The 12,922-nt window shown below is 73.0% G+C and carries 10 protein-coding genes; 6 read left to right on the plus strand and 4 right to left on the minus strand.

What is annotated here, in order from left to right:
• Positions 1-3: 3 nt before the first annotated feature.
• The 3 genes from ABD901_RS22075 to ABD901_RS22085 all read left to right on the plus strand — a co-directional run bounded on the left by ABD901_RS22075 (position 4) and on the right by ABD901_RS22085 (position 6,031).
• Complete coding sequence (locus ABD901_RS22075) at positions 4-1,023, plus strand: SDR family oxidoreductase (RefSeq protein ID WP_345129011.1); 1,020 nt, start codon at positions 4-6, stop codon at positions 1,021-1,023.
• Positions 1,024-1,591: 568 nt separating this feature from the next.
• On the plus strand, positions 1,592-2,629 hold the full coding sequence (locus tag ABD901_RS22080) for a glycosyltransferase (protein ID WP_345129012.1): 1,038 nt from the start codon (positions 1,592-1,594) through the stop codon (positions 2,627-2,629).
• 207 nt (positions 2,630-2,836) lie between these two features.
• Complete coding sequence (locus ABD901_RS22085; protein WP_345129013.1) at positions 2,837-6,031, plus strand: glycoside hydrolase family 3 C-terminal domain-containing protein; 3,195 nt, start codon at positions 2,837-2,839, stop codon at positions 6,029-6,031.
• 72 nt (positions 6,032-6,103) lie between these two features.
• Here ABD901_RS22085 and ABD901_RS22090 read toward each other — a convergent pair whose 3' ends face one another.
• From ABD901_RS22090 to ABD901_RS22100, 3 genes are all read right to left on the minus strand, one after another.
• Positions 6,104-6,739: a hypothetical protein gene (locus ABD901_RS22090; protein ID WP_345129014.1), complete on the minus strand. Its 636-nt coding sequence runs from the start codon at positions 6,737-6,739 to the stop codon at positions 6,104-6,106.
• Between the two features lie 111 nt (positions 6,740-6,850).
• Entirely contained in the window at positions 6,851-8,029 is a 1,179-nt protein-coding gene (locus ABD901_RS22095; protein ID WP_345129015.1) for a DUF2786 domain-containing protein, read from the minus strand.
• Positions 8,030-8,039: 10 nt separating this feature from the next.
• The gene (locus ABD901_RS22100) at positions 8,040-9,182 is read right to left on the minus strand and encodes an FAD-dependent oxidoreductase (RefSeq protein ID WP_345129016.1); all 1,143 of its coding nucleotides are present in this window, start codon (positions 9,180-9,182) and stop codon (positions 8,040-8,042) included.
• Between the two features lie 127 nt (positions 9,183-9,309).
• On the opposite strand from ABD901_RS22100, the gene ABD901_RS22105 reads away from it, so the two are divergent.
• Positions 9,310-9,897, plus strand: a complete 588-nt coding sequence (locus ABD901_RS22105) for a TetR/AcrR family transcriptional regulator (protein ID WP_345129017.1) — start codon at positions 9,310-9,312, stop codon at positions 9,895-9,897.
• Here the strand turns inward: ABD901_RS22105 and ABD901_RS22110 are convergent.
• Positions 9,886-10,785 carry an aldo/keto reductase gene (locus ABD901_RS22110; protein ID WP_345129018.1) on the minus strand — a complete coding sequence of 300 codons (900 nt, stop codon included), beginning with the start codon at positions 10,783-10,785 and terminating at the stop codon, positions 9,886-9,888. The two genes, ABD901_RS22105 and ABD901_RS22110, sit on opposite strands and share 12 nt — an antisense overlap.
• Positions 10,786-10,835: 50 nt before the next feature.
• Here ABD901_RS22110 and ABD901_RS22115 point away from each other — a divergent pair, with 50 nt between their 5' ends.
• The gene (locus tag ABD901_RS22115) at positions 10,836-11,849 is read left to right on the plus strand and encodes an ArsR/SmtB family transcription factor (RefSeq protein ID WP_345129019.1); all 1,014 of its coding nucleotides are present in this window, start codon (positions 10,836-10,838) and stop codon (positions 11,847-11,849) included.
• 88 nt (positions 11,850-11,937) lie between these two features.
• Positions 11,938-12,867, plus strand: coding sequence for a TIGR01777 family oxidoreductase (locus ABD901_RS22120; protein WP_345129020.1), 930 nt, complete (start codon positions 11,938-11,940; stop codon positions 12,865-12,867).
• Positions 12,868-12,922: the final 55 nt, after the last annotated feature.

Below are 12,922 nucleotides of genomic sequence, written 5' to 3' on the forward strand. Positions count from 1 at the left end.
GGCATGAGGCATCAGGGCGTCCGACAGGTTGTTGTCCTCACCGGGGCCAGCGGGGGGATCGGGCGGGCCACCGCTCGGCTCTTTGCGGGGCGCGGGGCCGCCGTGGCGCTGCTCGCTCGCGGGGAGGCCGGGCTCAAGGCCGCCGCCAAGGAGGTCGAGGAGCTCGGCGGCACCGCGCTGCCGATCGAGGTCGACATGGCCGACGAGCGCGAGGTGGACGCGGCGGCGACCCGGGTCGAGAACGAGCTCGGGGCGATCGACGTGTGGGTCAACGACGCCTTCACGTCGGTGTTCGCGCCATTCATGCAGATCGAGCCGGAGGAGTTCCGCCGGGTCACCGAGGTGTCCTACCTGGGCTTCGTGTTCGGCACCCGCGCGGCGCTCGCCCGGATGCTGCCGCGCGACCGCGGCGCGATCGTGCAGGTCGGATCGGCGTTGGCGTACCGGGGGATTCCGCTGCAGAGCGCCTACTGCGGAGCGAAGCACGCGATCCAGGGCTTCAACGAGTCGTTGCGCGCCGAACTGCTGCACGACAGGCGCAACGTGCACGTGACCATGGTGCAGATGCCGGCCGTCAACACACCGCAGTTCGGCTGGGTGCTGTCCCGCCTCGGCCGCCGCGCGCAGCCGGTGCCGCCGATCTACCAGCCGGAGATCGCGGCCCGCGCCGTCGTGTACGCCGCCGACCACCCCAAGCGCCGCGAGTACTGGGTCGGCGCCTCCACGGTCGGCACCCTGATCGCGGACAAGTTCGCGCCCGCCCTGCTGGACCGGTACCTCGCCCGCACCGGCTACGACTCCCAGCAGACGCCCCAGCCGCGCGACCCCCGCCAGCCGCGCAACCTGTGGCAGCCGGCCGACGAGCACGCCGACTTCGGCGCGCACGGCGACTTCGACGAGCGCTCGACCCGTCGCTCGCCGCAGCTGTGGGCGTCCCAGCACCACGGCCTGATCGCAGCGGTCGCCGGCGCCGGCCTGGCCGTCGCCGCCGCGGGCGCCGCTGTCCTAGCCCGCGGCCGCTGACCGCCGCCCCAGCCCAGGCCCGCTGACCGCCGAGTCAGCCCGCGGCCGCTGACCGTTGACCGCCGTCCTCGCCTGCCGTCGCTCGCCTTAGCCGCCAGCACCAAGGTCCGGCAGGCCGTCCTGCGCCGCGTCGTTATTCATGTCGCTATGTTCCGTGCCGTGCTGCTCCGTGCCGCGTCGTTGTTTGTGTCGCGGCGCTGTTGAGCGTCGCGTTGTTGTTCCGTGGTGCTGTTGCCCGTCGCGTCGTTGTTCCGTGGCGTGATGCTGGGCCGTGCCATGGTGTTGGCCGGTGTCACAGAGCTGGCTCGCGGCAGGATGCTGGGCGGTGTCGGTGGGCCGAACGGGGTCACAACGTTGGCCGTGGTCGACGCGTTGGACGGTGACCGCTGATTGGACAGGGGGCAGCGGGCTGGGACCGGCCAAGGGGCGAGCCGGTTGCAGTGGGCCGATGGAATGACGTCAATCGGACAGGGTTGAACCGCGGCCCGGCGCGGTGCGTGACCTCGGTATGCGCATTCTCTTCAGCGCGTGCCCTATACCCGGACATATCACCACCATCCTTCCGCTCGTGTTGGCGGCACGGGAGGTTGGGCACGAGGTGGTCGTGGCCACGGGGGCGGGTGTCGTGCCGCAAGTGCAGCGCCAGGGGGTCGAGGCCTGGGAGGTCGGGCCGGAGGTCGCAGGGCTGGCCGGTGGGGGGACCGCGGCGCAGCGGGCCGCGTTCTTTGCGGCCTCGGCGGCGCGGCGAAGTGAGGATCTTGTGCCGCTGGCCGCGCGCTGGGGGCCCGACTTCGTCGTGTCCGAGACCAGCGAAGTTGCCGGTGCTGTTGCCGCCGCCGTCGCGGGGGCGCGGCATGTGGTGCACGGGCTGGGGGCCATGCCGGGGATCGGGGTCTGGGACGCGTACGCCATGCATGTCGACTCGTTGTTCGCGCGCTGGGGTGTCAGCGGGACGGCCGAGTCCGTCCGGGAGTCGGTCTACCTCGACGTCTGTCCGCCGGCGCTGCGCAGCGGTGGGGAGCGGATCTGGGGCGACACGCTGGACCTGCGGCCTACCGCGGTGCCCGAAGGCGGGGCGCCGGCGAGCGTCGACGACCTGCCGTACCGGGACACGATTCTCGTCCGGCCGGGCTCGCCGGGCGACGGGGACGCAATCCTGGCGGGGTTGCGCGGGCTGCCGGTCAACGTCGTGATGCACGCCGAGCCGGGGCGCTACGCGGCGCAGCCTGGTCACGTGCTGATCTCGCCCAGCCTTCCCATCGCATCGGTGCTCCCACGCTGCCGCGCCGTCGTCTCGCCCGGCGGGCCGGGGATTGCGCTCGGCGCGCTCGCCTACGGGTTGCCGCAGCTGGTGCTGTCGCAGGAGACGGGAACCGGCGGCGGGCCCGAGGACGGTGCGGTGACGCACGCCGGGGCGGCGCTCACGGCGACCGCGCTCGGGACGGCGGCGGTGGAGCGGGCGGTACGGCAGTGCGTGCCGCGGCTGCTCGAAGACCCGACGTTCGCCGCCTCGGCCGCGTGGGTGCAGGTGGAGATCGCGGCGATGTCCACGCCCGACGCCGTGGTGCGGGCCCTCACCGCCGAGGGCGTACCCGCGCTGCGTTGATCGCTCTCGATCGGCGCCCTCGCCGCCGAGGGCGCCGCGAGCCTGCGCTGACCGCGAAGCGAGGAGCAGGAGTCGAAGCCCGGCGCAGGAGAGCGCTCTCCGGATAGATTCGGTTCACTCCCTTGACAGTAAGGCGCCTCTGGGGGAACTCTGCAGAGAGCGCTCTCTCACCCGAAGAGCGCGTGTCCTCTCCGCCAAGAGGTCTTCATGTTCGCTGCCCTGAAACGACGGCGCCGCGTTCGGACGCTCGTGCCGCTCACCGTCGCCGCGCTGGTTGCCGGCTATCTCGTCGTCACCACGCTGACCGCTTCCGCTGCCACGCAGCTGCTTTCGCAAGGGAAGACCGCGACGTCCTCGTCGACCGAGAATGCGGGGACGCCGGCGTCCAGCGCGGTGGACGGGAACGCGGGGACGCGCTGGTCCAGCGCGTTCTCCGACCCGCAGTGGATTCAGGTCGATCTCGGCGGGTCCGCCACGATCAGCCAGGTGGTGCTGCAGTGGGAGGCGGCGTACGCCACGGCGTTCCAGATCCAGGTGTCCAGTGACGGGGCCGCCTGGACCAACGTGTACAGCACCACGACGGGCACGGGCGGCACCCAGACGCTCGCGGTCAGCGGCACCGGGCGCTACGTGCGCATGTACGGCACGGCGCGGGCGACGGCGTACGGGTACTCGCTGTGGGAGTTCCAGGTCTTCGGCGAGATGGGGGCCGGCACCTGCGGTACCACCAATGCCGCACTGAACCGGAGCGCCACGGCGTCCTCGACGGAGAACGCGGGGACGCCGGTGGCGAGCGCGGTCGACGGCGACGCGGGGACGCGCTGGTCGAGCGCGTTCAGCGATCCGCAGTGGATCCAGGTCGACCTGGGCGGGACGGCGCAGGTGTGCCAGGTCGTGCTGCAGTGGGAGACGGCGTACGCCACCGCGTTCCAGGTCCAGCTGTCGACGAACGGCACGAGCTGGACGAACGCGTACTCGACGACCAGCGGCACCGGCGGCACGCAGACGATCAACGTGAGCGGCAGCGCGCGGTACGTGCGGATGAACGGCACGGCGCGGGCGACGGCGTACGGGTACTCGCTGTGGGAGCTGCAGGTGCACGTGATCGGCACGCCGCCGACGACGGGCACGACGACGACCTCGCCGCCGGCGGGCTGCCCATGGGTCGGCTCGACGGCGCCGGTCGCCACCCGCGTGAGCCAGCTGCTGAGCCGGATGACGACGGACCAGAAGATCTCGATCCTGCACGGCAACGGGGCCTCCTCGCCGTACATCGGCAACCTGACCGGCATTGCCTCGCTGTGCATCCCCGACATGGGCTTTCAGGACGGGCCCGGCGGCGTCGGCGACGGCATGGGCGGCGTGACGCAGATGCCCTCCGCGGTGACCTCGGCGGCGACGTTCGACCCGGCGCTGGAGCTGGAGTACGGCGCGGCCATCGGAGCCGAGTTCGCCGGCAAGGGCGCCAACGTCGCGCTCGGGCCGACGCTGAACATCGTGCGGGACCCGCGCTGGGGGCGGGCGTTCGAGACGTTCAGCGAGGACCCCTACCTGACGAGCCAGATGACGGTCGCGGACGTCCGCGGCATCCAGAGCCAGGGCGTGATGGCCCAGGCCAAGCATGCGGCCGTGTACAACCAGGAGACCAACCGCAACGGGCCGGCGGACAACGCCATCGTGGACACCCGCACGCTGCAGGAGATTTACCTGCCCGGGTTCCAGGCGGCGGTCACGCAGGGGGCGACCGCCAGCATCATGTGCGGCTACTCAACCGTGAACGGCGTCTACGACTGTGACCACCCCTACCTGCTGAACACGGCGCTGTACCAGCAGGCCGGCTTCGGCGGGTTCGTCACCTCGGATTGGGGCGCGGCGCACTCCACCGTCCCGGCGGCGAACAGCGGCATGACGATGGAGATGCCCGGCGGCTACTTCTACGCCGACTTCCTGCGCCAGGCCGTCGCCAACGGCCAGGTCAGCGCGGCCCAGCTCGACCTCATGGTGACCCGCGTGCTCACCCCGATGTTCGCGTTCGGCCTGTTCGACAAGCCCAGGACCGGCTCGACGGCGGCGAACGTCAGCACCGCCGCGCACATCGACGTCGCCCGCCGCGGCGCCGAGGAGGGCACCGTCCTGCTGAAGAACAACGGCATCCTGCCGCTGTCCACATCCACGACGCATTCCATCGCCGTGCTGGGCGTCGACGGGGGAGCGGGCGTCCAGAGCGTCGGCGGCGGCAGCGCCACCGCCACAAGCTCGGGCACCGTCTGGCCGCTGACCGGAATCCAGAACCGTGTACAGGGGACAGGGACGACGGTGACGTACAACGACGGGACGAACGTCGCCAACGCGGTCGCCCTCGCCCGCAGCTCCGACGTCGCGATCGTGTTCGCCAGCAACAACTACGGCAACGAAGGCTCCGACCAGACCACGATCGACCTGCCGGGCACCTACAACTCGCTGATCAGCCAGGTCGCGGCGGCCAACCCCCGCACGATCGTCGTGCTGCACACCAACTCGGCGACCACGATGCCGTGGCTGGACCAGGTGGCGGGCGTCTTCGAGGGCTTCTACGCCGGCCAGCAGGTCGGCACGGCGACCGCGGCGCTGCTCTTCGGCGACGCCAACCCGTCGGGCAAGCTGCCGGTCAGCTTCCCGAAGAGCCTCGCCGACGTGCCGGCGCACACGACGGCGCAGTGGCCCGGCGCGAACAACCAGGTGCAGTACTCCGAGGCCCTGAAGGTCGGCTACCGCTGGTACGACAGCCAGAACATCGCGCCGCTGTTCCCGTTCGGCTACGGCCTGTCGTACACCACGTTCGGCTTCTCCAACCTGCAGGTCGGAGCGCTGAACAACGGCAAGGCCACGGTGAGCGCGACGGTCACCAACACCGGCAGCCGGGCCGGCACCGAGGTCGTGCAGCTGTACGTCGGGGCGCCGGCCGCAGTGGGCGAGCCGCCGCGCTCGCTCAAGGGCTTCCAGCGGGTCACGCTCAACGCGGGCGCGTCGACGACCGTGAGCTTCACGGTGACGCAGAAGGACCTGGCGTACTGGAACACGACCAGCAACGCGTGGACGACCGCGGCCGGGACGTACCAGATATCGATCGGCAACTCGTCGCGCAACCTGCCGTTGACCGGGAACCTGGCCGTGACCGCCGTGACCGTCCCGTCGAACCTGCTGCCCAACCCGTACGGGATGAGCAGCCCGGTCGGCAAGGCGGTGTCGTGGGCGTTCGGCGCGGCCGGGGCCACCTACACGGCGACCGGTCTGCCGGCCGGCCTGTCGATCAGCTCGGCGGGCGTCATCTCGGGCACGGCCACCGCGGCCGGCACGAGCACCGTGACCGTCACCGCCAGCACCGGGGCGAGCACCACCTTCGTGTGGACGACCACCCCATAACCCATGGACCCCCTGAGGGCGGGGGAGGCGGGCCGCGCACACCAGTTGGCGGAGTGCGCGGCCCGCTCTATGTCACTGGCCCGGGTACTGCGTGTACCCCTGCTGCTGCGGCGGGTACTGCTGCTGCTGCGGCTGGTACCCGGCCGGCTGCTGCTGGTACTGCACCGGCTGCTGCGGTGCGGCGCCGTAGCCCCACTGGCCCTGCTGCGGCACGGCCGGCTGCCCGCCGCCCTGCAGCGCCCGGGCGAAGCGCTCGTCGCCCTTGGTGATGTCGACGAAGGCGCCGTCCTGCGACACGAACGCGCTGGAGATGACCTGCGGGTTGGCCCGCAGCGCGATGATCAGGCCGATCAGGAAGGCGAGGAAGCCGAAGAGGAACAGTGCGGCGCCGTTCTCGCCCATGGCCGCGCCGATGACGAACAGCAGCACGCCGAGGCCGAGCACGCCGAGGCCGATGCCGAGGTTGCGCGAGCGCGCCGCCTTGCACTGCTCGCACCACGGCCACGCCGGCGCCAGGACCTTCTTGCGCAGCGCCGAGACCACGATGACGTACACGATGACGGCCAGGAGGATCAGCACGATCGCCCAGCCCGGAGGCTTCGAGATCAGCCGGACCTTCTTCATCTCGATCGCCTGCTCGCCGTGGCGCGGGCAGATGTGCGGCAGCTGGCCCGCCGCGACCTGGCCGGCCGGGACCCTGATGAGCATGTGGCTACTCCCCGTAGTGCGAAGAAAGCATGACGGAGGAGACTAAAACGCCCTGTGGCCGGACAGCGTCGGTCGTTCGGGCAGACATCGGCGCCCGCCGGTCCCTCCTGCTCAGCGCAGCTGGGCGCGGTCGGCGGCCTCCCGGCCGGACTCCCAGCCCTCCCGGCTGTCGACCCGGCTTCCGCGGCCGCGCACCGTGCGCGGGAACACGCGCAGCATCGTCTCGCGCACCTGCTCGTCGCGGGAGCGCAGCACGGGCAGCAGGTCGGCCGCCTCCGGCGCCGCTTCCAGGGCGGCCTCGGCGGCGCGCGCCAGCCGCTCGCCGATGCGCACCCCGTAGGCGACGAGGAACGACTGGCGGAACGCCTTCAGCCGCGCCCGCCCGGCCTTGCCGCCGGGGGGCTCGGCCCGCGCCATCGCGCGGTTCGCCTGCACGAGCAGTGAGGTGTACAGCAGGTCGACCGCGTCGATGTCCGCATCGAACCCGAAGATCGTGGTGAACCCGAGGTCCGGCGACCACACCGTGTGGCAGTGGTTCGCGGCCGCGACGGCGCTGAGCAGCGATGCCTTCTCGCCCTCGTATGGGTGGTCCACGCCGATGCGCCGCGCGAACGGCACGACCTTCGCATCGGTGCCGTCGCGGCCGGCCAGGAGCGCCTCGTCGATCGAGTGCCGGGCGATGAGCTCCTGCGCCTTGGCGGTGTAGGTCTCGGCCTCGGCCGGGTATCCCGTCGACTCCGCCTTCGCCAGCAGCGCCCGCACGCGGTCCAGGAGCCGATCGTCGACCCGGGGGCCGGAGCTCCTGCGGCGCGGCGCCGTGCCCGGCGGCGGGACCAGCACCTCGATCGCCGGCAGCTCGGCGAGCACGACGAGCAGCCCGAGCAGGTCGTCCAGCGCGGAGACCCGGTCGAGGCGGCGGCGTGCGGCGAGCTCGGTCACGTACGCGGTGTCGGCGCTCCACCACGCGGCCGCGCCGAGCTCGTCGGCCTGTGCCAGCCAACGCTCGTCGACCTCCCGGCGCTTGAACCCGCGCAGGTGCGCCGCGACGGCGTCGACGACCGCGTGGCCGAGCACCGGCCGGTCGGTGCCGCCGCGGCGGACCACGGCGCGGTGCAGCTCGGCCGGCTGCCAGCCGCCCTTCCACAGCCGGGCGGCGGTCTCGGTCACGGCGGCGAACAGCGCCGGGTCGACCTCGGCGGTGGGTGCGACGGCGAGCGCGTCGAGACCGTCCTCGTACGCCACCGCGCCCCGGACGATCGCGTCGATCTGCCGCCGGCGCTCGCTGTTCACCGCGCCTAGGCTACTTGGCGAGTTTCGCGGGCTCGTATGAGTACAACCACGTCGTCGCCTTCTCATAGAACATCGGCACGAAGATCCGCATCATCGCCGCCTGCAGCCGCCGCCTGACCGGACCGGCCTTCTTGGCACCGCGGTTGTCCTCAGCGGTGCCGAGCACCTTCGTGATCCGCGGGCGCCGGTCCGCCTCATAAAGAGGCAGCGCATCCGGTACCGCGGGTACCTCCTGCAGCGCCGCGGCCAGCGCGAGCGCGTCCTCGATCGCCATCGAGGCGCCCTGCCCGGCCCCGACCGGGTGCGCGGCGTCGCCGATGAGCACGACCCGGCCGCTGCGCCAGGTCGGCACCGGGTCGACGACGTGCATGAGCACGGTCGGGTGCAGGCGGGTGGTGGCCGAGATCACCGCGGACGGGACGGCCTCCTCGCGGTACAGCTCGGCGGTGCGCGCCAGCCACTCGGCCTCGGCGACGCCGTCGCGCGCGGGCTCGACCGGCGCGGCGATCTGCGCCGACCACCACACCTCGCCGCCGGCGGCCAGGTGGATGAAGGCGCCGTTGCGCGCGAACGTCATGTTGAACACGCCGGGCTCGACGCCGTCCATCCGCGACACGCCCGAGACGCAGTAGAGGCCGGCGTACTGCGGGACGGGCGCCGCCGGGTCGAGCAGGGCACGCACCGTCGACCAGATCCCGTCCGCGGCCACGACCACGTCGGCCGCGTCGGTGCCGCCGTCGTCGAGCCGCACGGTCACGCCGTCGGCCGTCTCGTCGAGGCCGGTGAGCCGGGCGCCGGTCACGATCCGCGCGCCGGCACCGACGGCCGCGGCCCGCAGAGCCGCGACGAGCCGTCCGCGCAGCAGCGTGACGCTGCGCAGCTCGTCGCTCTCCCGGCGGCCGCGGGCGACGTCGCCGAGCAGCGTGCCGCCGGTCGACCACATCCGCTGCCGGGCGATTTCCACGTCGGCGGCGCGCACCTCGGCCAGCGCGCCGAGCTCGTCGACGGCCCGCAGCCCGTTGGCCGCCAGGCTCACGAACGCGCCGACGTCGCCCGCCGGGTCCTCGTACGCCTCGTACACCGTCACGTCCGCGCCGATGCGCCGCAGCGCCAGCGCCGCCGTCGCCCCGCCGCCGATCACGATCGCCCGCATGGCCCTCGCCTTCCTGAATCGCGATTCACTGAATTCATTTTCAGTGAAAGTATGTTCGGTAGGCTGTCGGGCGTCAACCCGCGACGTTGGAAGGGGTGCCCGCATGGCCCGTGGCAAGGAGGAGGGTGTGCGCAAGGTGAGGGCCGCGCAGACCCGCGCGGCGCTGCTGGACGCCGCCCGCAGGCTGTTCGGCGAGCGGGGGTACCTCAACACGAAGGTCACCGACATCACGTCCGCGGCCGGCCGCGCGACCGGCTCGTTCTACGAGCACTTCGCGGACAAGCAGGAGCTGCTGCAGGCGCTGCTGGGCGACCTGGAGGACGCCGCCGACGAGCGCCTCGCGGCGGTGGAGCACCCGAAGGACCACGACCTGACGGATCGCGCGCAGCTGCGCGAGCACCTCGCCATCGCCTGGTCCGTCATGCGCGAGCACCGCGCGATCCAGGTGGCGCTGTTCCAGTCGATGGTCGCCGACGACCCGGCGTCGGGCCGCGCCTGGCGGGACATGACCGGCCAGACCGGCACGCTGCGCGAGCACCTCGAATGGCTGCGCGAGCAGGGCCGCCCGCTGCCGGGCGAGCCGGAGCTGATCGCCGCCGGAATGGGCGCGATGCTGGCCCTGACCAGCTATTCGCTGCCCCCCGGCGGCCCGTACACCGACGAGCAGGTCGTCGACGCCTTCACCGACCTGCTCCTGAAGGGGCTAGCCGGCTAGCGTCGCCAGGTCCTGCGGGCTCAGCCGCAGGGCGCCGGCCGCGACGTTCTCCTCCAGGTGTACCGGATCGCCGGTGCCCGGGATGGCGAGCACGTGCTCGCCCTGATGCAGCGTCCAGGCCAGCCGCACCTGCGCCTCGCTCGCACCGTGCGCCGCCGCGACGGCCCGCACCCCGGCGTCGTCGGCCTCCGCGGTGCGCCGCCCGCCCTGGCTGCCCGGGCCCGCGATCGAGTAGAACGGCACGAACGCGATGCCCAGCTCGCCGCACTCGCGCAGCATCGCGTGCTGCTCCGGCGGTGCGCCGATGGCGTACCGGTTCTGCACGCACACCACCGGCGCGATCGCCCGCGCCTCGGCGAGCTGGCCGGAGGTCACGTTCGACACGCCGAGGTGCCGGATCAGCCCGGCCGCGCGCAGGTCCGCGAGGGCGCCGAAGCGCTCGGCGATCGAGCCCGGGCCGGAGACGCGCAGGTTCACCACGTCGATCTCGTCCAGGCCGAGCTGGCGCAGGTTCTCCTCGACCTGCCCGCGCAGCTGCGCCGGGGTCACGCCGCCGGGCACCCAGTGCCCCTCGGCGTCGCGGGCCGGGCCGACCTTGGTAGCGATGACGAGGTCGGCGGGGTACGGCGAGAGCGCGGTGTTGATCAACTCGTTCGCCGAGCGCAGCGGCGAGAAGTAGAAGGCTGCCGTGTCGACGTGGTTCACGCCGAGGTCCACCGCCAGGCGCAGCACGGCGACCGCCTGGTCGCGGTCGCGCGGCACGGCGGCCGGGTCCAGCGCCCTGCCGGTCTGCGGCAGGCGCATCGCACCGAAGCCGAGGCGGCGCACGGTCCGGTCGCCGAGCCGCCAGGAGCCCGCGGCGTTCGCGGTGATCGTGTTGTCGGTCATGCCGGGGAGCATGCTGTTCGCGGTACCGTGGCGGCCATTGATTTGTGCATGTGCGAATCCACGGGGGGATCGGCCTGGCTGAGCTGACACTCTCGGCGCGCGACCTGGCGCAGGTGCGCTTCGCCGTGTCCCCGATGTGGCAGGTGCTCAGCAGCTTCCGGCTGCTGCGCCGCGACGACGCCGACGCGGCCGTGCACGGGCCGTGGCTCGCGCAGGTCCGCCCGCGCCTGGCCGCCGCCGGGCTCGACCGCGGGTGGCTCGCCGAGCTCATCCCCGCCGCGGGCTTCTGGCCCTACTTCCTCAACCCCGCCCCCGACGGCCCCGCGCCCGCCCTGTCCGCCGAGCTCGCCGCGATCCGGTCCACGCCGGCCGAACGCGTTCGCCGGGATCTGGAGCATCTGCGGTACCACGAAGGCTCCCTCGGCCCGCGACTGCGCGCGCTGCACGCGGACCCGGCGGCCCGCCTGGCTCGCGTCACGCAGGAGATCCAGGTGTACTTCGACCAGGCGCTCGCACCGTATTGGGCCCGCATCCGAGCGGTCCTCGACACCGACGTGCTGCACCGCGCCCGTCAGGTCGCCGAGCACGGCGCCGGGCACGCGTTCAACGACCTGCACGCCTCCCTGCGGTGGGACGGCGACGCCCTGCACCTGCTGCGCCGCACCCGCCCCATGCCGCGCGACGGCTCCGGGCCGGGCCTGGTGCTCGCACCGACCGCGTTCGGCGGCCCGCGGCTGGCCAGCCGGGTCGCGCCGCCGGACCCGCCACAGCTGGCGTACCCGGCCCGCGGCGCCGGCACGCTCTGGGAGCGCGGCGAGCGCACCGACACCGGCGCGCTCGCGGGCGTGCTCGGCCGCTCCCGCGCCCGGCTGCTCGCCGACCTGGACACGCCGGCCTCCACCACCCAGCTCGCCGCCCGGACCGGGCTGTCGACGCCGGCCGTGTCGCAGTGCCTCGCCGCGATGCGGGCCGCGGGCCTGGTCAGCGCGCACCGGGTCGGCCGCAGCGTGCTCTACGCGCGAACCGACGCCGGGGAGTCGCTCTTGTCGGCCGGACATGGTTGAATGCCGCCGCCGGGCTATGTGTTTCGGCTTGGTTGCTCCTTTGGCCGGGCCATACCTGGCGAGATTCGCGTACTGGTAGAAAAGCGGCGTGAAGATCGTGCTGGCCGGGGGCGCCGGATCGCTCGGGCGCCGGATCGCGGCCGATCTGGCCGCGCGCGATCACGAGATCCTGATCCTGACCCGCCGCGTCCGCGCCGATCTGCCGTATCGCCAGATCGAGTGGGACGGCGCCACCGTCGAGGACTGGGCCGACGAGCTGGCGGGCGCCGCCGTGATCAACCTGGCCGGCGAGCTCGTCGACCGCCGCCCGACCCGCGCCAACGTCGAGCTGCTGCGCCTGTCCCGGGTGCGCCCGACGTACGCCCTGGTCGAGGCCGCCGCCGTGCTGGCCGAGCCGCCGCGGGTCTGGCTGCAGGCGAGCACCCTGGCCATCTACGGCGACGGCGGCGAGGCCGAGATCGACGAGTCGTCCCCGGTCGCCGACGGCCCGCCGCAGATGGCCGGCGTCGCGCGCGCCTGGGAGGCCGCGGCGTCGCTGGCCGAGGCGGCGACGTTCCAGCGCGCGATCGTCGAGGACACCCGCCAGGTCGTGCTGCGCATGGGCATCGTGCTCGACCGCGGCTCACCGGCGCTGCGCCGCCTCGCGGGCCTGACCAGATGGGGCCTCGGCGGGCGGATCGGCACCGGCCGGCAGTGGGTGAGCTGGATTCACGTCGACGACGTGCTGGCCGCGGTGCGCCGCGCGCTGGACGATTCGTCGCTTGCCGGTGTGGTACACCTGACCGGCCCCAACCCCGTCCGCAACGCCGAGCTCATGGCGGCCCTGCGGGCTGTCCTGCGGCGCCCGGCGCTGCTCTCGCCGCCGGAGCCCCTCGTCCGGTTCGGCGCCGTGCTGCTGCGCACGGATCCCGCCCTGGCCCTGACCGGTCGCCGCTGCGTCCCGTCGCGGCTGCTGGACGCCGGCTTCGAGTTCGAGCACCCGGACCTTCTGCCCGCCCTGCGTGACGTGCTCTCCTAGGTTGCTCACCCGTCTGGGATGGGGTGGGCTGAGGCCCTTGTGAAATCCACCTTTC

It is taken from the genome of Dactylosporangium darangshiense (assembly GCF_039537565.1).
Lineage (GTDB): Bacteria > Actinomycetota > Actinomycetes > Mycobacteriales > Micromonosporaceae > Dactylosporangium > Dactylosporangium darangshiense.

Bases quoted from the DNA above. Each gene is read 5' to 3' on its own strand.
- ABD901_RS22075 (WP_345129011.1), top strand. From the start codon at position 4: ATGAGGCATCAGGGCGTCCGACAGGTTGTTGTCCTCACCGGGGCCAGC.
- ABD901_RS22085 (WP_345129013.1), top strand. From the start codon at position 2,837: ATGTTCGCTGCCCTGAAACGACGGCGCCGCGTTCGGACGCTCGTGCCG.
- ABD901_RS22090 (WP_345129014.1), bottom strand. From the start codon at position 6,739: ATGCTCATCAGGGTCCCGGCCGGCCAGGTCGCGGCGGGCCAGCTGCCG.
- ABD901_RS22100 (WP_345129016.1), bottom strand. From the start codon at position 9,182: ATGCGGGCGATCGTGATCGGCGGCGGGGCGACGGCGGCGCTGGCGCTG.
- ABD901_RS22110 (WP_345129018.1), bottom strand. From the start codon at position 10,785: ATGACCGACAACACGATCACCGCGAACGCCGCGGGCTCCTGGCGGCTC.